The sequence below is a fragment of the Planococcus wigleyi genome (genome assembly GCF_014836985.1).
GTDB lineage: Bacteria > Bacillota > Bacilli > Bacillales_A > Planococcaceae > Planococcus > Planococcus notacanthi.
Genome location: NZ_JACSPU010000001.1, coordinates 102,126 through 121,537, shown reverse-complemented (window position 1 = coordinate 121,537; position 19,412 = coordinate 102,126). Strand labels below are relative to the sequence as shown.

General features: G+C 45.9%; 19 protein-coding genes. 1 reads left to right on the top strand and 18 read right to left on the bottom strand.

Translation table 11 applies throughout. The features are described from left to right. Positions 1-73: 73 nt before the first annotated feature. The 16 genes from H9630_RS00580 to H9630_RS00505 form a co-directional block, all read right to left on the bottom strand. The gene (locus H9630_RS00580) at positions 74-2,248 is read right to left on the bottom strand and encodes an EAL domain-containing protein (RefSeq protein WP_191713555.1); all 2,175 of its coding nucleotides are present in this window, start codon (positions 2,246-2,248) and stop codon (positions 74-76) included. Positions 2,249-2,359: 111 nt separating this feature from the next. Further along, positions 2,360-3,595 carry a serine hydroxymethyltransferase gene (glyA, locus tag H9630_RS00575; protein WP_191713554.1) on the bottom strand — a complete coding sequence of 412 codons (1,236 nt, stop codon included), beginning with the start codon at positions 3,593-3,595 and terminating at the stop codon, positions 2,360-2,362. After that, positions 3,582-4,166, bottom strand: a complete 585-nt coding sequence (locus tag H9630_RS00570) for a TIGR01440 family protein (RefSeq protein ID WP_191713553.1) — start codon at positions 4,164-4,166, stop codon at positions 3,582-3,584. Before H9630_RS00570 ends, glyA begins: the two co-directional genes overlap by 14 nt. Positions 4,167-4,178: 12 nt before the next feature. Next, entirely contained in the window at positions 4,179-4,616 is a 438-nt protein-coding gene (gene rpiB, locus H9630_RS00565; protein ID WP_191713552.1) for a ribose 5-phosphate isomerase B, read from the bottom strand. A 150-nt stretch (positions 4,617-4,766) separates the two neighbouring features. Beyond that, the gene (locus H9630_RS00560; protein ID WP_191713551.1) at positions 4,767-5,195 is read right to left on the bottom strand and encodes a low molecular weight protein arginine phosphatase; all 429 of its coding nucleotides are present in this window, start codon (positions 5,193-5,195) and stop codon (positions 4,767-4,769) included. Positions 5,196-5,216: 21 nt separating this feature from the next. Then, entirely contained in the window at positions 5,217-6,209 is a 993-nt protein-coding gene (locus H9630_RS00555) for an L-threonylcarbamoyladenylate synthase (RefSeq protein ID WP_191713550.1), read from the bottom strand. 89 nt (positions 6,210-6,298) lie between these two features. Beyond that, positions 6,299-7,156: a peptide chain release factor N(5)-glutamine methyltransferase gene (prmC, locus tag H9630_RS00550; RefSeq protein WP_191713549.1), complete on the bottom strand. Its 858-nt coding sequence runs from the start codon at positions 7,154-7,156 to the stop codon at positions 6,299-6,301. Continuing rightward, a complete protein-coding gene (gene prfA / locus H9630_RS00545) occupies positions 7,143-8,222 on the bottom strand; it encodes a peptide chain release factor 1 (RefSeq protein ID WP_191713548.1) in 1,080 nt (359 codons plus the stop codon). The genes prmC and prfA overlap by 14 nt, the downstream gene beginning before the upstream one ends. A gap of 201 nt (positions 8,223-8,423) precedes the next feature. After that, a complete protein-coding gene (locus H9630_RS00540) occupies positions 8,424-9,014 on the bottom strand; it encodes a thymidine kinase (protein WP_191713547.1) in 591 nt (196 codons plus the stop codon). Positions 9,015-9,324: 310 nt separating this feature from the next. After that, entirely contained in the window at positions 9,325-9,540 is a 216-nt protein-coding gene (rpmE, locus tag H9630_RS00535) for a 50S ribosomal protein L31 (protein ID WP_191713546.1), read from the bottom strand. Positions 9,541-9,690: 150 nt separating this feature from the next. Then, entirely contained in the window at positions 9,691-10,974 is a 1,284-nt protein-coding gene (gene rho / locus H9630_RS00530) for a transcription termination factor Rho (protein ID WP_191713545.1), read from the bottom strand. 329 nt (positions 10,975-11,303) lie between these two features. After that, positions 11,304-12,269 carry a class II fructose-bisphosphatase gene (gene glpX, locus H9630_RS00525; protein WP_191713544.1) on the bottom strand — a complete coding sequence of 322 codons (966 nt, stop codon included), beginning with the start codon at positions 12,267-12,269 and terminating at the stop codon, positions 11,304-11,306. Positions 12,270-12,342: 73 nt separating this feature from the next. Then, positions 12,343-13,641: a UDP-N-acetylglucosamine 1-carboxyvinyltransferase gene (locus H9630_RS00520; protein WP_191713543.1), complete on the bottom strand. Its 1,299-nt coding sequence runs from the start codon at positions 13,639-13,641 to the stop codon at positions 12,343-12,345. Positions 13,642-13,922: 281 nt separating this feature from the next. Then, positions 13,923-14,585 (bottom strand): fructose-6-phosphate aldolase, encoded by a 663-nt coding sequence (gene fsa, locus H9630_RS00515; protein ID WP_191713542.1) that lies wholly within the window; start codon positions 14,583-14,585, stop codon positions 13,923-13,925. 79 nt (positions 14,586-14,664) lie between these two features. Continuing rightward, positions 14,665-15,522: a class II fructose-bisphosphate aldolase gene (locus H9630_RS00510; RefSeq protein WP_191713541.1), complete on the bottom strand. Its 858-nt coding sequence runs from the start codon at positions 15,520-15,522 to the stop codon at positions 14,665-14,667. An 84-nt stretch (positions 15,523-15,606) separates the two neighbouring features. Then, the gene (locus H9630_RS00505) at positions 15,607-15,966 is read right to left on the bottom strand and encodes a response regulator (RefSeq protein WP_191713540.1); all 360 of its coding nucleotides are present in this window, start codon (positions 15,964-15,966) and stop codon (positions 15,607-15,609) included. A 47-nt stretch (positions 15,967-16,013) separates the two neighbouring features. Between H9630_RS00505 and H9630_RS00500 the strand changes: the two genes are divergently transcribed. Next, complete coding sequence (locus H9630_RS00500; protein WP_191713539.1) at positions 16,014-16,499, top strand: DUF2529 family protein; 486 nt, start codon at positions 16,014-16,016, stop codon at positions 16,497-16,499. A 52-nt stretch (positions 16,500-16,551) separates the two neighbouring features. On the opposite strand, the gene H9630_RS00495 is transcribed toward H9630_RS00500, so the two are convergent. Both H9630_RS00495 and rpoE read right to left on the bottom strand, forming a co-directional pair. After that, entirely contained in the window at positions 16,552-18,150 is a 1,599-nt protein-coding gene (locus H9630_RS00495; protein ID WP_191713538.1) for a CTP synthase, read from the bottom strand. Positions 18,151-18,308: 158 nt separating this feature from the next. Then, positions 18,309-18,881, bottom strand: a complete 573-nt coding sequence (gene rpoE, locus H9630_RS00490; protein WP_191713537.1) for a DNA-directed RNA polymerase subunit delta — start codon at positions 18,879-18,881, stop codon at positions 18,309-18,311. Positions 18,882-19,412: the final 531 nt, after the last annotated feature.

Genomic DNA, 19,412 nt, shown 5'->3' with positions numbered 1-19,412 from the left:
TTCATTTAAATGCATTTCAACATCGGGTTCAAAAGTGTCCCATTCCCGCTATGCTGAAACGTTTTTTCTTCTGTTATAATAAATACGCTTCATTGAGCGGCATCGCCTTGTAGAAGAAATAACCCTGACCGACCTTGCAGCCAAGCGCCAATAATGTTTGGCGATCCTGCTCAGTTTCCACACCTTCAGCCACTGCGCGCATATTCAGGTTCTCCGCAAGCTGAATGATGGTCCGGATAATCGCCAAAGTTCCCGGTTCGTGCATAGTTGAAATGAACGAACGGTCGATCTTCAATTCTTCGACAGGCAGCTTCTGCAGATAGCTGAGCGACGAATAGCCGGTGCCAAAATCATCAATCGATGTCGTAAACCCGCAATGCCTCAGATGCCTAAAGACTTTATTGGCCGTTTCGATATCCACAAAACCGATTCGCTCGGTTATCTCCAATTGAATCCATTTCGGGTCAATGCCGTATTCGGCCGTCATGTCCATCAAATACGGAACGAAAGAATGATGGAAGAAATGATCTGCAGAGATGTTGATGGCAACTTGCCGAATCTTCAACTCCTGCTCTGTTCTTTTCTTCATCCATTGCAGCACTTGCTTCAAGACGTTTTGCTCCAGCATGCGGATTTTGCCATTTTTTTCAGCTGCCGGAATAAAGACGTCCGGCGGTATGGTCCCAAGCTCAGGAGATGTCCAACGGGCCAGAGCTTCAAAACTCAAGATTTCACCGGTTGCCAAATCGACTTTGGGCTGCAAATGGACGCCGACTTCATTGCGTCTCAGTGCTGCTGTCAATTCATTCGCCACACGCAGGTCCTTCATCATGAATTCATCATGTTCACTTTCAAAATAACAGATCGCCTCACCAGTCTGAAGTTTCGCCTGTGACAACGCACTATCTGTACAACGAATTAACTCCTCGGAATCCTGCTGGTTTGGCGTTACGATCGCTACCCCCATTTTCAAGGTCAGGAACAATTCCATATCCCCTACTTTGACAGGTTCCACCAGTCCGCTCAGCAGATGATCCAAGTAATCCGGAATTTTTGTGAAAGGCGTCGCACTGTACATGGCTAGGGTTGAATCCGAAAAACGTGCAATCAGGTTATCCGACAAATTCTGTGAAAGCATCAACCGTTTGCCGATTTCGCGCAGGATCGTGTCCCCCGCCCGGTGGCCATATTGATCGACCACTTTGACGTATTCATCTGTCGACAAAAATGCGACAAAACCTTCTTTGCCTTCTTTCAGCAAATCCGTGATTTCAGTTCTGAAATAATTTCGGTTGGGCAAATCCGTATTTTCATCGGTATAAGCCAAGCGCAAAACCTCTTCGTGCTGACGGGAATATTTGATGGCCAGCGAAGCGATCGATGCAACTTCTTCCATGAATGCCAAATCTTTTTCATGCGGCGTCAACGGCGAAGGGAAATAAATTCCGAAAGTACCGATGGCGCTTCCTTCAACATTAAATATTGGAATTGACCAGCTGGACACCAAGTTATAGGTTTTCACTAATTGCTGATGATTTCGCCACAAGTAGTCCGTGCTCATATCATCCACGATTACTGCTTCTTGCCGGTGGAATGCTGCACCACAAGTACCGATGTCTTCCTCAACCACCGTTCCGTCGATGGCATCCTGGAACCCTTTCGGCATGGAACTGGCCGCACCGATTTTATAAAGTTCGGTATCGTCGATCAACAATACCGTACATTTCGCTCCATCAATAAAGAACGATTCGGCGGTAGTGCAGATATTCTGCAGCAACGCGCTGAGCATATAGCCTTTTTCGATTCCCGTGTATGTCTCTTTTTGAAGCTTGATCAAGGCTTCTGCACGTTTGCGGTCGGTGATATCGTGCTGGAGCATCAATGTGAATTTGAAATCCTTTTCTGGAAAAGATAAAGGCTGCACAGTGATTTCATTCCAAAAAGGAGTGCTGTTTTTTCGGTAATTCACAATCTCCACAATGCCGCTCTTACTGGCATCCACACATTTCCGAATTTGCTCTTTCGCTTCCATTGCAGTTTTTTCACCATGCAGAAAACGACCATTCCGCCCCAGGGTTTCCTCTTCGCTATAGCCGATCATTTTGTAAAAGGCATCGTTCGCATAAACGACGGGCTGGTCTTCCATCTCCGAATTAACGATCAGAAATGATGTATGGAATTCAACACCGAGACGGCGCAGCCACTCCATGATTACCTTTTTATCTCTCTTCAGTTCATGCGTGTGCATACGACGCGTCCCTCCTGTGTTGCTATGTATTTTAATAAAGCAAAGAAATCTGCTCCAAATTATGCAGAAAAAATAAAGCTGCCAAGCAGTTTACCCGGCAGCAGTATTCAGTTATTTATATAATGGATGCGCAGCAGTCAATTTGGCTGTACGTTCTGCAGCATCTTTTTTCACGGATTCATCTTCCGGATTTTTCAGGAGCATTGCCATGATTGCAGCAATTTCTTTCATTTCCGCTTCTTTAAATCCACGGGATGTTACGGCTGCAGTTCCAAGACGGATACCGGAAGTGACAAATGGGCTTTCCGGATCGAAAGGAATGGTATTTTTGTTTGTTGTAATACCGACTTCATCAAGTACATGCTCTGCGACTTTACCCGTCAGGTTCAACGAGCGGAGGTCGAGCAGCAGCAAGTGATTGTCTGTGCCGCCGGAAACGATGTCAACGCCTTCAGCGATCAAGCCTTCAGCAAGTGCATTGGCGTTTTTCACGACTTGTTCAATATACGTTTTGAATTCAGGCTGCTGTGCTTCGCCGAATGCAACGGCTTTCGCTGCGATGACGTGCATAAGCGGACCGCCTTGAATTCCAGGGAAAATGGTTTTATCGATTTTTTTCGCAAATTCTTCATTGCAAAGAATCAACCCGCCGCGTGGACCGCGAAGTGTTTTATGCGTAGTCGATGTAACAAAATGGGCATGAGGGACAGGATTAGGATGAGCTCCAGTAGCAACAAGGCCGGCGATATGCGCCATGTCGACCATCAAGTAAGCTCCTACTTCATCAGCGATTTCACGGAATTTAGCAAAATCCAATTTACGCGAATACGCACTTGCTCCAGCAACGACCATTTTCGGTTTGTGTTCCAATGCTGCCTGGCGGACTGCTTCATAATCAATCAATTGCTCTTCTTCTGTAACGCCGTACTCGACAAAATTATACTGCATACCGCTGAAATTCACTTTACTGCCGTGCGTCAAATGCCCGCCGTGGTTCAAGTTCATTCCAAGAATCGTATCACCTTTTTCCAAAACTGCTGTATAGACAGCCATATTGGCTTGTGATCCAGAATGGGGTTGAACGTTCGCATGTTCCGCACCAAAAATTTCTTTCAGGCGGTCGCGTGCAATGTTCTCAACGACATCCACAAATTCGCAGCCACCGTAATAACGTTTGCCCGGATAGCCTTCCGCGTATTTGTTGGTCAATACTGATCCCTGTGCATCCATAACTGCTTGTGAGACAAAGTTTTCAGAAGCGATCAATTCGATATTCGCTTCCTGTCTTCCTTTTTCTGCATTCATCGCTTCATATACTGCTGGGTCTAGCGCCTTAATCAATTCCATCTGTGTATCCCTCCTGTAATTGAACAAGCTCACGATCATAGCTCGCACGTGCCCCACCGATCAATTTCGGCCGGGTAGTAGCGGCTGCCACAATCGCTTCACCTACTAGTTTAACAGAAGTTCGCAGAGGAACGGCAACTCTTTTCAAATGCATGCCAATCATTGTTTGTCCGATATCGATTCCCGCATGGGCCTGGACCTCTTCCACTACGACCGGATCGGCCATATTGCTGAATGCATATGCACTCATCGAACCGCCAGCTTTGGCGACTGGAATAACCGAGACCGGTTCCCATCCATATTTTTCAGCAGCCTGCCGCTCGACCGTCAATGCGCGGTTGATGTGCTCACAGCCTTGAAACGCCAAAAAGAGCTGATGGCGTGCCGCGAATTTCTCCAAAGGTTCAAACAGACTTTCTGCAATATCCAACCCGCCGCCTGTTCCGATGCGTTTTCCTGCTACCTCTGATGTCGAACAGCCGACTACAAACACTTGGCCTTTCCTGAACTCGATCTGCTGCTCCAATTCGCTTAAAATCTCTTCCAGTTGCAATTGCCATAAAGTTTGCATGCCGACTCCTCCTTATTTTTCGAGGTCTGTGATTTTTTGGATGCGTTTTCCGTGTCTGCCGCCTTCAAATTCTTCTGTCAGCCAAGTTTGAGCGATTTCACGTGCAAGGCCCGGACCAATTACGCGTTCCCCCATTGCCAGGATATTTGAATCGTTATGCCCTCTTGTCGCTTTTGCACTGAATACATCATGGACAAGCGCGCAACGAATGCCTTTGACTTTATTTGCCGAGATGGACATGCCGATGCCTGTGCCGCAAATCAAAATACCACGGTCAAATTCTCCGCTTGCCACGCGGTCAGCAACCGGTTTTGCATAATCCGGGTAATCGACTGAATCGTCTGTATGCGGACCGAAATCCTGATATTCTATGCCAATTTCGTTCATTAGGTTAACGATTTCTTTGCGCAGGTTATTCCCGCCGTGATCTGATGAAATTGCCACTCTCATGGTAAACCCTCTTTTCTTAAAATCAAATTTATGGTTCAGCAAAAGCGCTCTTGTCGAATTGTGCCGAATTGCATTACGCTTTTAATTAATTCTAACATTTTTACGCAAAAAAGACAGGCAAACCCTCACTGGCTCGCCTGTCTTTTTCAGTTAAGTGATTTTTTCAATTAATTTATCAATCAGCTCTCTGAGTTCATGAAAGGTCTCTTCATAAAGTTCCAGCGGCCCTCCGTATGGGTCACTGATATCTTCTGCCGAACCTTCGGTGAATTCCTTCAATGTATAAAGCTTTGTCGCTGCTTCAGGCTGCGCCTGCAGAAGCGTCATTTTATGCGAATTGGTCATCGTCAAAATCAATTCCGCCCATTGCATATCCCCCGCCTCCAGAGGCTTGGACGTATGCGTAAACGAAATTTGCTGTTGGGATAAAACAGATTGGGCATTCCTGGACAGCGGTGCGGCGCCAGCAAATATCCCCGCCGAACGGACTTCGATGCCAGGCAATTTTTTCGCTGACAGGATGGCTTCAGCCATCGGGCTCCGGCATGTATTGCCCGTACAGACAAATAGAATCTTCATCCTGCACCTCCTTTCAAACAATCAGCTGAACCATTTATGGTCCGCTGCTTTTTCAAGTCTGTTCATTAACGCTTCGTCCATTTTCCCACCGGTTTCAACCGATGCCAAAATCAGGTCTGCATCTGTTGAATCACATTTGCGCAAGCTGGCATAAAGAGTTGCCATGGACAATGGAAAATTAAAATCAGCTTCAGGGTATTCTTCTTTGCTGATGACAGCTACGCGTTTCCCTTTTCCCCGGACATATTCAATTGCTTTTTCAATTAAACCTTCTTCATTTTCAATCAAATACAATGGAGCTGCAGGTGCGTAATGCATGTACTTCATCCCCGGGGATTTAGGCGTGTTGTTTTTGTTGTCAGAAGACAAACGGACCGTTCCGATGACATTCTCCAACTGCTGTTTCGACACTTTCCCTGGACGCAGAATAACCGGCGGCTCACAAGTTGTATCCAGCACTGTGGACTCGATGCCGATTTCCGTGGGACCGCCGTCCAAAATCAGCGGAATTTTGCCATCCATGTCATGGTATACATGTTCAGCCAAGGTTGGACTTGGCTTTCCGCTTGTATTGGCGCTCGGTGCCGCCAAAGGCAGCTTCAGTTCCTGCAAAAGCTTCAGCGCTACCGGATGATTCGGCACACGGACTCCGACTGTTTCAAGATTTGCGGTAACATTTCCGGCAAAGGTTTCAGGTTTTGCTTGCATGATCAGCGTCAAGGCTCCTGGCCAAAAAGCATCCATGCATTGCAACGCTTTTGCTGATACTTCCTGCACATATGTCAATGCTGTTTCCTTCGAATCAACATGGACAATCAATGGATTATCAGCAGGTCGTCCTTTTGCTTCAAAAATTTTATTGACGGCTTCCCAATTGGTCGCATCCGCTCCCAATCCGTAAACTGTTTCAGTCGGAAACGCAACAACCTCACCATTCCGAATGATTTCCACAGCCTGTTTATAACTTTCTTTTTCATCCACATTCTTATCCACAGAAATAATTTCCGTCTCCACAAGAACAACTCCTATTTTTAAGGGTTTTTACCGTCCTATCCACACAAAGTGGATAACTCCCTATTAGTTGTGCGCAAATTGTGCATAACTTACTCGATAATCGCAAAAACCATGCGATCCTTTTTGTTGATATCTTCTTTAATATAGACCACTGCGTCCGGAAAAGCGCTTTTTAGCATTTTTTCGACCGCCGGCCCCTGTTGATAACCTATTTCGAATCCAATGATACCTGGTTTATTGATCAACTTCGGAAACTGTTCAGCCATTTTTTCATACAAAGCCAAGCCCTCCTGATCGGCGAACAAAGCATTATGGGGCTCAAAATAGCGGACACTGTCGGACAAACTCGGCGCTTCTTCATGTCCGATATAAGGCGGATTCGATAAGACGACATCCCATTTCTGGTCTTTGATCGGTTCCGTCAAATCACCCAACCGGAAATCGATTTCCGCATGAAGGCGTTCGGCATTTAATGCTGCCGTCTCCAGTGCAGGCTGCGAAATATCGGTGGCGGTTACCTGCGCATTTGGCAACTCACATTTCATCGTGATGGCGATAATGCCGCTTCCTGTACCAATATCAGCGATCGCCAATTCTTCCTTGAAAAGATGGCGTTCAATCAGCTGCAGCGTTTCTTCTATTAGTTCTTCTGTTTCAGGCCTTGGAATCAAGACATCCGGATTTACCAGGAAGTTTCTGCCATAAAATTCTTCACTGCCCGTCAAATGCTGCACTGGAACCCCTTTGGCATGCTGCTCCACATTTGCCCAGAACCGGTTAAATTGAGCTTCACTGATTTCATCGCGCATGGCAGCGATCAAGCCCGAATACGAAAGGCCCAGTTCATGCTGAAGAAGGATGCGTGCAGCTCCTTCTTCACGGCCGTTCTCCAGTAAAAAAGAAGAAGCCCTCTTCAGGGCCTCATAAACATACTTAAGCTTGGTCATTGTTCAGGCTTTCCATGCGGGCTGACTGTTCTTCCACAATCAACGCCTCTATGATTTCATCCATTTTCCCTTGCAAAATCTGATCCAGCTTCTGGATCGTCAATCCGATGCGGTGATCGGTGACACGGTTTTGAGGGAAGTTGTATGTCCGGATTCGTTCAGAACGGTCGCCCGTTCCAACCGCAGATTTACGGACTGCGTCATATTCAGCCTGTGCTTCCTGCTGGAATTTTTCATAAACGCGTGCACGCAATACTTTCATGGCACTGGCTTTGTTTTTGATCTGTGATTTTTCATCCTGGCAGGTAACCACAGTGTTGGTCGGAATGTGCGTCAAACGGACAGCTGACATCGTGGTGTTAACCGATTGTCCGCCGGCGCCTGAAGATGCATATGTGTCAGTCCGGATATCATTCTCATGGATATCGATTTCCACTTCTTCAACTTCCGGCAAACAAGCCACCGTTGCGGTCGAGGTGTGGATCCGCCCGCCCGATTCTGTTTCCGGCACCCGTTGTACACGGTGTGCTCCGTTTTCATATTTCAATTTCGAATAAGCGCCTTTCCCTGTAATCATAAAGACGATTTCCTTGAATCCGCCAAGTCCGGTCGGGTTCGAATCCAGCACTTGGACTTTCCAGCCGTTCGTTTCGGCAAAACGGGTGTACATGCGGTAAAGGTCACCTGCAAATAACGCGGCTTCATCTCCGCCAGCTGCTCCACGGATTTCCATAATAACGTTTTTATCATCATTGGGATCTTTCGGAATCAACAACTTATGAAGGCGCTCTTCAATCACTGAAATCTGTTCTTCCAATTCGCTGACTTCTTCCTTGACCATTTCGCGCATGTCGGCGTCCATCTTATCGTCGAACATGGCTTTTGCTTCAGCCAATTGAGTTGTCAGATCTTTGTATTCACGATAGGCTTCAACCGTTTCCTGCAGATCCGATTGTTCCTTGGAATACTCACGCAGTTTATTGGTATCGCTGACGATATCGGGATCGCTCAGCAATTCGTTCAAACGGTCATATCTATCTTCTACTGATTGTAATCGATCAAACATAGGTGTCACCTCGAGTTCTAATTTTGTGTCGTTTTTGTGTTGGATTGAAACCTTCATCATGGCTGTTCGCTTGATTGGTTAAAGATTTTAATAAGCAGCTATACTTTCTCATCCGTATATTTCAGCTATGGAGCAACCCAGCGGAGACTCCACAGGATAGCGTAGCTGGTTTGTGGAATATCTGTATTCCAACTTAACTATTCACTTAACAGTAACACCCGCAGGCACTTCGTGATGATGGCGGCAGCGTGGTTCGTAGGCCTCAGATGCACCGACCAGAATTGTCGGATCATCTGACCCAGCTGGCTTGCCGTCGATCAGGCGCTGCGTCCGGCTCGCCGGAGAACCGCAAACGGTACAGACAGCTTGAAGTTTCGTCACTTGTTCGGCAATGGCGAGCAAAGCTGGCATGGGGCCGAATGGACGTCCTCTGAAATCCTGATCCAGTCCGGCAACAATTACACGGAAACCATGATCAGCAAGCTTTTGGATGTTTTCGATGATGTCTTCATCAAAAAATTGGGCTTCATCGATGGCAATGACGTCAAATTCATCTGTAATGTGATCCCACATATCAGTTGAGCGGGAGATCGGCAGAGCGATTACTGTTGCTCCATTATGGGAAACAACCGCTTCTTTGCTGTAACGGTCGTCGATTTTTGGTTTAAAAACGATAATTTTTTGTTTGGCGAATTGCGAACGGCGCACTCGGCGGATCAGTTCTTCGGATTTTCCGGAAAACATGCTGCCACAGATTAATTCGACCCATCCTGTTTGTTTCATGACGTACATAGGTGAGACCCCTTTCGGACACTTTGTTGTTAGTTTAATCATACCAAAAATCATTCAGCATCTTGCTGTTTTTTGGAATATGTAAGGTGTTTTTTTCTAATATGGAGAAAGCCATAATCAGGCAGCTTCTCCTTTATCTAAGGTGGATAAGGCATCCACTTGCTGAAAAAGCAGGAATAAACGAAAAAAAAATACCCGCCAGGCGTTTTCGCGCTAGGCAGGTATATTTTTAATTGATGCAGGAAAGCGGTAAACAGGAGGACAAAAATTCGTTGCGGAATTTCTGCTTCCTGTCCATGCTCTTCCAATATTACTCGTTGATTTCTTCTTTAAGGCCGTATTTTTTGTTGAAACGGTCTACGCGGCCATCTGCTGAAGCGAATTTCTGACGTCCAGTGTAGAATGGATGACATTCAGAGCAAAGCTCAACGCTGATGTTTTCTTTTACAGAACCAGTTGTGAAAGAGTTCCCACATGAGCAAGTTACTGTAGCTTGTTTGTAATCTGGATGAATACCTGATTTCATTTTGTTTTCTCCTCTCGCCCTGAACCATCTGGAACAGAGTTTAATCTATTTTTACTATTGCCTTACACGGTTCTTTAGACCGTATATGCAATAGCTTTGGTTTGATTCACTCTCATAATCATATCAAATTCTTGTGTCGTTTGCAAGCATTTAAATCATCTTCTTGTTGCTTCGGTGGGTCTTCATTTCCGTAGCCAATTGCTCGAAGAATTCTTCATTTGTATCTGTTTGGCCCAGCTTCTTCAGGAAACGTTCACCGAAATCATGAGAATCCGAGAAAGTTTTTCGGATGGACCAAAGCTTTTCAAGCTGTTTCGGCTCGATCAGCAACTCTTCCTTACGCGTTCCGGAACGGCGTATATCAAGTGCAGGGAAAATGCGGCGTTCAGCCAAAGATCGGTCAAGATGCAATTCCATGTTGCCGGTCCCTTTAAATTCCTCGTAAATGACTTCATCCATTCGTGACCCGGTTTCCACTAAAGCGGTCGCTAAAATCGTCAAACTGCCGCCTTCTTCGATATTTCGGGCGGCACCGAAAAAGCGTTTTGGACGGTGGAAAGCTGCTGGGTCTATTCCTCCTGATAGTGTACGCCCGCTTGGCGGAATCACCAAATTATATGCTCGGGCAAGGCGCGTGATGGAATCCATCAAAATGACAACATCACGTTTGTGCTCAACAAGGCGCATCGCCCGTTCAAGGACAAGCTCTGCGACTTTCACATGATTTTCAGGCACTTCATCAAATGTCGAAGAGACAACATCCGCATTTACGGAACGTTCGATATCCGTTACTTCTTCCGGACGCTCGTCAATCAGCAGGACAATCAATTCAGCTTCGGGATGATTGGTTGTAATGGAGTTCGCAATTTCTTTTAGAAGCATGGTTTTCCCGGCTTTTGGCGGTGCTACGATCAATCCGCGCTGACCAAAACCGACTGGCGCAACCAAATCCATGATGCGTGTAGACAAATGAGCCGGTGTCGTTTCTAGACGGATATGGCGATCTGGATAAAGTGGCGTCAACCCAGGGAAATGCACACGTTCTTTGGCTACTTCCGGATCTTCGCCATTAACGGCTTCGACTTGAAGCAAACCGAAATAACGTTCGTTTTCCTTTGGAGGACGCACTTTCCCGGAAACTTTGTCCCCATTCCGCAAATCGAAACGGCGGATTTGAGATGCCGAGATGTAGATGTCCTGTGAACTTGGTGAATAGTTGATCGGGCGCAGGAAGCCAAAGCCCTCTGATTGGATAATTTCCAAAACACCTTCCATAAAGAAGAAGCCTTCCTGTTCCGCGCGTGTCTTCAAAATCGCAAAAATCAGTTCTTTTTTTGTCAGCTTGCTGTAATTGGTCAATTTATATTCTTTTGCTAAATTATATAGTTCTTTTAATGTCATATTCTCCAATGCGGAGATTGTTATCGTTGCCATGTATCGGACACCACTCTTATTCGTATTATTTTTTTGTAGATAAGTTGAATGAATGGATGAGACTTTTTCCATCGACCAGAAGAACTCACGTAAGGCAGAGCTTCTTCTAAAACCAATTATGGCCTTTCATCGTTGTATTGGCTGCACTCTTCATAAGAAATAAAATAAGGGGTAAACCTGAGCCGGTTCACGCCATATCATCTTGTTAATTTCCCTTGATTAAACAATTGATTCAACTTATAGGGTTTGAGGATCGGTAGTGAATGATTGAGAAGATCTTAAAGAAGAAGTCCGGCAATTTGCCGGACTCATTTTATGAAGTAGGATCGTTAATCGTTCATTACGAGATTTGGTTTTTTCTGAAGGCTGTGACGCCCTTCGATAAAGCGGATCGTTCCGGATTTCGCGCGCATCACCAATGTATGGCTTTCTGCGAAACCGCCTTTCAGCTGAACTCCTTTTAAAAGTTCCCCGTCTGTTACGCCTGTTGCTGCAAAGATGGCATCATCGCCTTTAACAAGGTCATCCATCATCAGGACTTTGCTGACGTCAATACCCATATCGATGCAGCGCTGTGCTTCTTCTTCGTTTTGCGGAACAAGCTTCCCTTGGATTTCGCCACCCAGGCATTTTAAGCCGACTGCAGCGATAACGCCTTCAGGTGCTCCTCCAATTCCGAATAGAATATCAACGCCTGTCTGGTCGAACGCTGTATTGATCGCGCCGGCTACATCGCCGTCACCGATCAGTTTAATGCGTGCTCCAGCTGCTCGGATTTGATCAATGATGTCTTTATGGCGCGGACGGTCCATAATGGTGGCAACCACTTCTTCGATGTCTTTGTTTTTGGCTTTCGCCACTGCACGAAGATTATCGATGACTGGTGCGTTAATGTCAATTTTGCCTACAGATTCAGGCCCAACCGCAATTTTGTCCATGTACATATCCGGTGCGTTGAGAAGGTTGCCGCGATCAGCTATGGCCAGAACCGCTAATGCATTCCAACCGCCGGCTGCTACGATATTTGTTCCTTCTAAAGGATCCACTGCAACGTCCACTTCCGGACCATTGCCTGTCCCTAATTCTTCACCGATATAAAGCATGGGCGCTTCGTCCATCTCGCCTTCACCGATGACAACGACGCCGCGCATCGGAATAGTATCAAATACGACTCTCATTGCAGTGGTGGCTGCATCATCCGCTTCGTTCTTCATGCCGCGGCCCATCCATTTTGAAGAAGCAATTGCTGCCGCTTCAGTGATACGCACTAATTCCATCGAAAGACTTCGTTCCATACTATCAGTTCCTCCCGTTCAGCTTTAACTATGCCTTCAATATTGTAGCATATATTTTTATGCTAAAAGACCGTTAATTTGCATCCTGGCTAAGGTCGGACTTCATGCTTGCCACCGGGTCAATCGTCTCTCTCCGGATATCTGCACCAAGGCCCTGCAGTTTTTCAATGATGGACGCGTAGCCGCGTTCGATGTGGTAGATTTCACGGATTTCTGTTTCGCCTTCCGCCAGTAATCCGGCAATGACCAATGCGGCGCCTGCACGCAAGTCAGAAGCTACAACGGTTGCCGCAGTCAAAGGAGTCGGCCCTGTAACGATCGCCGCTCTTCCTTCCACACGGCCGCTTGCATTCATGCGGCGAAGTTCATCAATATGCTTGAAACGTGCGGAATAGATGGTATCGGTAATCATTGAAGCTCCTTGAGCCTGAGTCATCAGCACAGAAAACGGCTGCTGAAGATCTGTCGGGAATCCAGGGTACACCAATGTTTTTACGTCGATGGCCGTCAAGTTGTTGGATTTTGGAATATAGATCGATTCTTCGCCTTCCTGCACATCTACACCCATTTCGCGTAATTTGGCAGTCAAAGCTTCCATATGGAAAGGAATTACGTTGTCGATGGTTACCCCATCTCCTGCAGCCGCAGCCATAATCATGAATGTTCCGGCTTCAATGCGGTCAGGGATGATTGTATGGTTGGTGCCATGCAATTCTTCCACGCCGTCAATACGGATGACATTTGTTCCGGCTCCTTTGATTTTCGCGCCCATATTGGTCAATAACGTCGCTACATCAATGATTTCCGGCTCTTTTGCCGCATTTTCAATCGTTGTTTGGCCTTTCGCCATAACAGCTGCCAACATGATGTTGATTGTTGCACCAACACTGACGACATCCAAATAAATCTTGGCTCCACGAAGCTCATCGGCACGCAAGTAGATGGCGCCGTGTTCATTCGTGACTTTCGCACCTAATGCTTCAAAACCTTTGATGTGCTGATCGATTGGGCGAGGCCCTAAGAAACAACCGCCCGGAAGGCCAATTGCTGCATGTTTGAAACGGCCCAACATCGCGCCCATCATATAATAGGAAGCACGCAGTTTTTTCACATTGCCGTTCGGCAAAGGCATATCAATCATTTTCGTCGGATCGATGCTCATTGTTCCGTCTTCAAATGTTACTTCCCCGCCGATTTCTTCCAGAATACTTTTCAGTGTCCATGCGTCGGAAATACCCGGTAATCCTTCGATCGTTACTGGCGAATTCGCCAAAATCGATGCAGGAATCAATGCCACCGCACTATTTTTAGCACCGTTGACTTTGATTGTTCCGGAAAGGCGCTTACCGCCCCTTACTTTATATACATCCATAAATTTTCTCCTTTATCCCGCTTTAACGGGCAGTACGATTTCCGCTTATCCAAGCGGAAGATCCACTGACCGTAAAAGTCCGATTGGATCAACTAACAATCAACGGGGCAAGCCCCTTTTGATTGAATTTTCTCTTTATCCACTTTTCCCGGCAGTATAGTTGGCCGCAAAAGTTCCATTGCTTCAGCATGCCAGTCGGCTGCCGATCACAACTTGGGTTTTTCCTGCCATTAAAGGCAAGTCAATTTCCCGCCCTAAAAGCGGGAAATCTCTTGATGTTCTTATTTTACACCGTCTTCTACTGAACGTTTTTCCCAGTCAGCCAAAAATGCATCGATTCCTTGATCTGTCAACGGGTGCTTGAACATTTGGTGCATTACTTTAATCGGCATCGTAGCGATATGTGCACCATTCAATGCAGCTTCCGTTACGTGCTGTGGATGGCGGATTGAAGCAGCAATGATCTCTGAAGAAATATCATGGATAGCAAAGATTTCAGCAATTGTTGAAATCAAGTCCATGCCGTTATGTCCGATGTCGTCCAGGCGTCCAAGGAATGGCGAAACGTATGCCGCTCCGGCACGCGCTGCAAGCAATGCCTGGTTTGCACTGAAAATCAATGTAACGTTAACTTTTTTGCCTTCTGAAGCAAGTACTGAACAAGCTTTCAATCCGTCTGGTGTCATTGGCAATTTCACTGTGATGTTCGGCGCAAGATCAGCCAATTCACGGCCTTCTTTGATCATGCCTTCTGCATCAAGGGCAATCACTTCTCCGCTGATTGAACCATCAACAAGCGCCGCAATTTCTTTCAGGCGGTCATGGAATGAAACGTTTTTCTCTTTTGCTACCAAAGATGGGTTTGTTGTAACGCCGGAAAGGATTCCCCAGGCGTGTGCTTCTTTAATTTCGTCAAAGTTTGCTGTATCGATGAAAAATTTCATTATTTTTCTCCTCCAGTATGACGGGAAAAAGAGAAGGCGCCTTTCGGACGCTTCTCTCCCATCTTTTTTTGTGTCGTTATTATGCTTTTCCTGAACTTCCAAACTCACGCATTTTGCCGATTACAGTCTTTTTGATTGCTTCGCGGGCTGGTCCCATGTATTTGCGGGGATCATAGACATCCGCGTCGTTGTTCAAAACCTCGCGTACGGCTTGTGCTGAAGTGATCTGGCTTTCTGTGTTGACGTTGATTTTCGATGTACCAAGAGAAACGGCACGTTGAATATCTTTAGTTGGAATTCCTGTACCACCGTGCAATACAAGCGGAACGTCGCATTGCTGTGAAATTTCTTCCATTTCAGTAAACCCAAGATTCGGTTCGCCTTTATAAGGGCCATGGACTGAACCAAGAGCCGGCGCCAAGCAATCAATTCCAGTCTGTTCAACCAGCTGCTTGCATTCTTTTGGATCGGCATAAATAACGCCATCAGCAATAATGTCGTCTTCCTGTCCGCCGACAGTTCCCAATTCCGCTTCCACGGATACATTATGTTGTCGCGCATATTCTACAACTTGTTTAGTGATTTCAATGTTTTCTTCAAACGGGTGATGAGACGCATCAATCATTACGGAAGTGAATCCTGCATCAATCGCTTCCTTACATTTTTCAAAGCTCGAACCGTGATCCAAGTGGATTGCCACGGGAACGGTGATTTTGTAATCATGCATCAATCCTTTGACAATATTAACAACTGTCGTGAATCCACCCATGTAACGTGCTGCTCCTTCTGAAACTCCGCAGATTACCGGAGAATTCTCTTCCTGTGCAGCTTGAAGAATGGCTTGTGTGAACTCCAGGTTGTTTAAATTGAATTGACCGATTGCATATCCTTCTTGTTTTCCTTTTATCATCATTTCTTTCATTGAAACCAATGGCATTTAGAATTCCTCCTCAGCAATGTTTAAAGCAAATATCCTTTATACTATATCAAAAACCCTGTACTTACGCTACTTCTTCGCTGTTTACTGCTGCAATAGACCATTCACGGCATCGCGCACCTCAAAGACGTCGAAAGGCTTGGTAAAATAGCGCTCAGCTCCCCAGTTCATCGATTCCTTAATTAAATCCAATTCGCCGTATGCGGTCATCATGATGACGTGGACTGAGGGCTTGTTCTTCTTCAATCGCTTCAATATTTCAATGCCGTCCATACCTGGAATCTTCATATCCAACAACACCAGGTCCGGGCAAACTTCCTGCACCAATTCGAGTGCTTCTTTGCCGCTTCCGGCAGTGGACGTCTGGTATCCTTCTTTGCTGAACACTTCTTTTAACAACAGCCGGATTCCCGGTTGGTCATCTACAATTAAAATGGTTTTCAAGAAGAACCACTCCTTTGTCTGCTATACTTTTTTACGAGGTGAGTTTTATGGAACTGTTAACTGCACAATTAACTCCGCTGTTTGAGCACCTGGCAAAACAGCAGGAAGCCATTGACTCTGTAGCTGGTGTTTTGGCACAAGCTGCTGTTGCAGGCGGCACTATTTTCATCGCGGCGTTCGGTGAAATGAAAGCCGTCGACTCCGTTGCCTTTCATAGCAAAGATCCGTTGGCTTCTGCGGCCGAATGGTCGCCTGCAAGCATTGTCACCAGCAGTGACCGCGTTTGGATACTGGCAGCGGATAAAGAAGGCGATGAACTTGCTGGACGGCTTTCGGATGCGGGCATTCCGTTCGCTTTTATGGCACCGGATTCCGGCAACAGCGAGTTAGCCGACGCCTTTCTTCCATTGGACAAGCAGAAAGGCGCACGGTTACAGGACGATGCTCTGTCCATGATAGTTCCACATGCCATGGCTGCACTCTATGTCTACCACGCTGTCAAATCAAGCATCGACCAACTGCTGGCCGATTAAATTTTCCATGTATAAAAGCCTTCCCCTTTTTTATGTGGGAAGGCTTTTCCGTTTATTTATTGGCAATAGACGCTTTTACAAATTCACGGAACAATGGCTGCGGACGGTTCGGACGTGAAATGAACTCCGGGTGGAATTGGCAAGCCAAGAACCATGGGTGGTCAGCCACTTCAACGATTTCCACTAGGCGGCCATCCGGGCTTGTGCCTGTAAATTTGAATCCGGCTTTTTCAAAAGCTTCACGGTATTCGTTGTTGAACTCGTAACGGTGGCGATGTCTTTCGTAAACCAACTCTTCGCCGTATGCTTCATGGGCTCTCGATCCTTTTTCAAGTTTCGCAGGATACAAGCCAAGGCGAAGCGTGCCGCCTAAATCTTCGATGTCTTTTTGCTCGGGCAATAGATCGATGACCGGGTAAGCCGTTTTAGCGTTCAATTCAGAAGAATGTGCGCCTTCAAGATTCATGATGCTGCGTGCAAACTCAACAGAAGCCAATTGCATGCCCAGGCAAATACCGAAGAATGGCACTTTGTTTTCGCGTGCAAATTGAGTAGCAATGATTTTCCCTTCAACTCCGCGGTCGCCAAAGCCACCCGGAACGAGAATGCCGTCGCAATTTGTCAATGTTTCTGCCACATTGTCAGCATTGATGTGTTCGGCGTTGATCCATTCGACTTCGATTTCAGAATCGAATGCGAAACCGGCATGTTTCAAAGCTTCTACTACAGAAATATAAGCATCCTGCAGTTCCACATATTTTCCGACAAGACCGATGCGCACAGTGTTTTTAAGTGATTTCACTTTATCAACAAGCGTGCCCCAATCCGTCATATCGGCCTCTGGCGCTTCAATTCCGAAGTGATCAAGGACGATTTGGTCCATATGCTGTTCCTGAAGGCGAAGCGGCATTTCATAGATCACGTCAACATCGCGTGATTCGATTACTTCTTCCGGCTTGATGTCACAGAACAAGGCAATCTTATCTTTCATGTCCTGTGGCACTGGGTGTTCTGTGCGAACGACGATCAGGTTTGGCTGAATGCCCAGGCTGCGAAGTTCTTTTACGCTATGCTGCGTAGGTTTGGTTTTCATTTCTTTTGCTGCTCCAAGATACGGAATCAATGTACAGTGTACGTACATGACTTCGTCGCGCCCAAGATCTGAACGCATCTGGCGGATTGCTTCGAGGAATGGCAATGATTCGATATCTCCGACGGTTCCGCCGATTTCCGTGATGACGACATCCGCGTTGGCTGTTTTCGCAGCACGCAATAGACGGTCTTTGATTTCATTGGTGATATGCGGAATTACTTGAACTGTTCCACCCAAATAATCGCCGCGGCGTTCTTTTTGGATAACAGTCGAGTAAACTTTCCCTGTTGTTACGTTAGAGTATTTGTTCAAGTTGATGTCGATGAAACGCTCGTAATGACCAAGGTCCAAATCCGTTTCCGCGCCGTCATCCGTCACAAAAACTTCTCCGTGCTGGTATGGGCTCATTGTTCCTGGGTCAATGTTGATGTACGGATCAAACTTTTGAATCGTTACATTCAACCCTCTGTTTTTCAATAAACGCCCTAAAGACGCTGCTACAATCCCTTTACCGAGTGATGATACAACCCCACCCGTCACAAATATATACTTCGTCATGCCTGTTTCCTCCTCGAATGGTAAAAATAAAAAGCGCTCCACCTGCTGCATATGCAGGGGGAGCGCGTAAACTGTACGAATCATCTCTCCTATTTTAAGGAGCCCAGTAAAATCTTATCCAGTCTAGCCTAATAAGTCAAGGTAATAAAATGTTCAAATTACTTCAAATCGTCTTCTTCATCTTCATCGTCTTCATCTTCGTCGTCGATGATGTTGCCATCCAGATCTTCTACCAAAACATCGACGTCTTCTTCGTCGTCATCGTCTGCGTCGAAATCCAGGACTTCCACTTCGACAGGTGATTTGATCACTTCGTCATCATCATCCTCGTCGTCATCGTCGTCTTCACCGAAGTCTTCGAATTCCAACTCGTCTTCCAATGCCAATTCATCCAAATCGTCAAAGCCTTCATCGTCAGCGACTTTCGCTTTCTTCTTACGTGCTTTAACAGTCGGAGCGGATTCTTCTTCGATCTGCTCTACCGGGTACCATTCGCGAAGGCCCCAACGGTTTTCGCCCAAAATCAAAAAGCGGCCGTCGATATTCAAATCTGTGTAGAATTGAACCAGACGATCTTTCATTTCCTCTTTTGATAAGTTGAGCAATTTCTCGATTTCTTCAACCAATTCTGCATACGTTTTCGTTTCATGTGTTTCTTCAAGCATTGCATATGTCAAGTCAACAAATGACTCTTCTATTAGTTCTTCTTTAGATAATTCACGAATTTTCATTCCGTGCACGTCCCTTCTTCTTTCTTAACTTAATCCATTATATACAAACAACCTAGTCTCCGCTACCGTGTTTTCTTTTTTCTCGGATCTAATTGCATCCACCCGAAGTAAAACAAATAGAGCGCCAAGATCATAAAAGGAATGGATCCCAAAGCTTTATTGTACAGGAAGAAAATCAGTATGACACAGATTAGGATAATTATGTAGTGCACAGCTTTACGCATAGGATCATCCTTCTTGTTTTCTGGGATGTGTTTTCATTCATTATACAGAAAAAGGGTGGAGATATCGACTGGATAAGCGTGTGGAATGGGCTTTATGAAGATTGTTATTGCATCCGGTTGGAAATTTTTTCTTAATAAAATATATTATTGGATGTAATTTAAATAAATTAGCGTTTTATCTGCTGAACGTGCGTATTTTCTTATAAGCGTGCATATTTTTTCTCCAAGCGTGCGTATCGCTTTTTAAATTAATAAAAACCTTCGTCGATTTCAAAATCCGCTCTTTAGTTCTTCTCAAAAAAGCGAA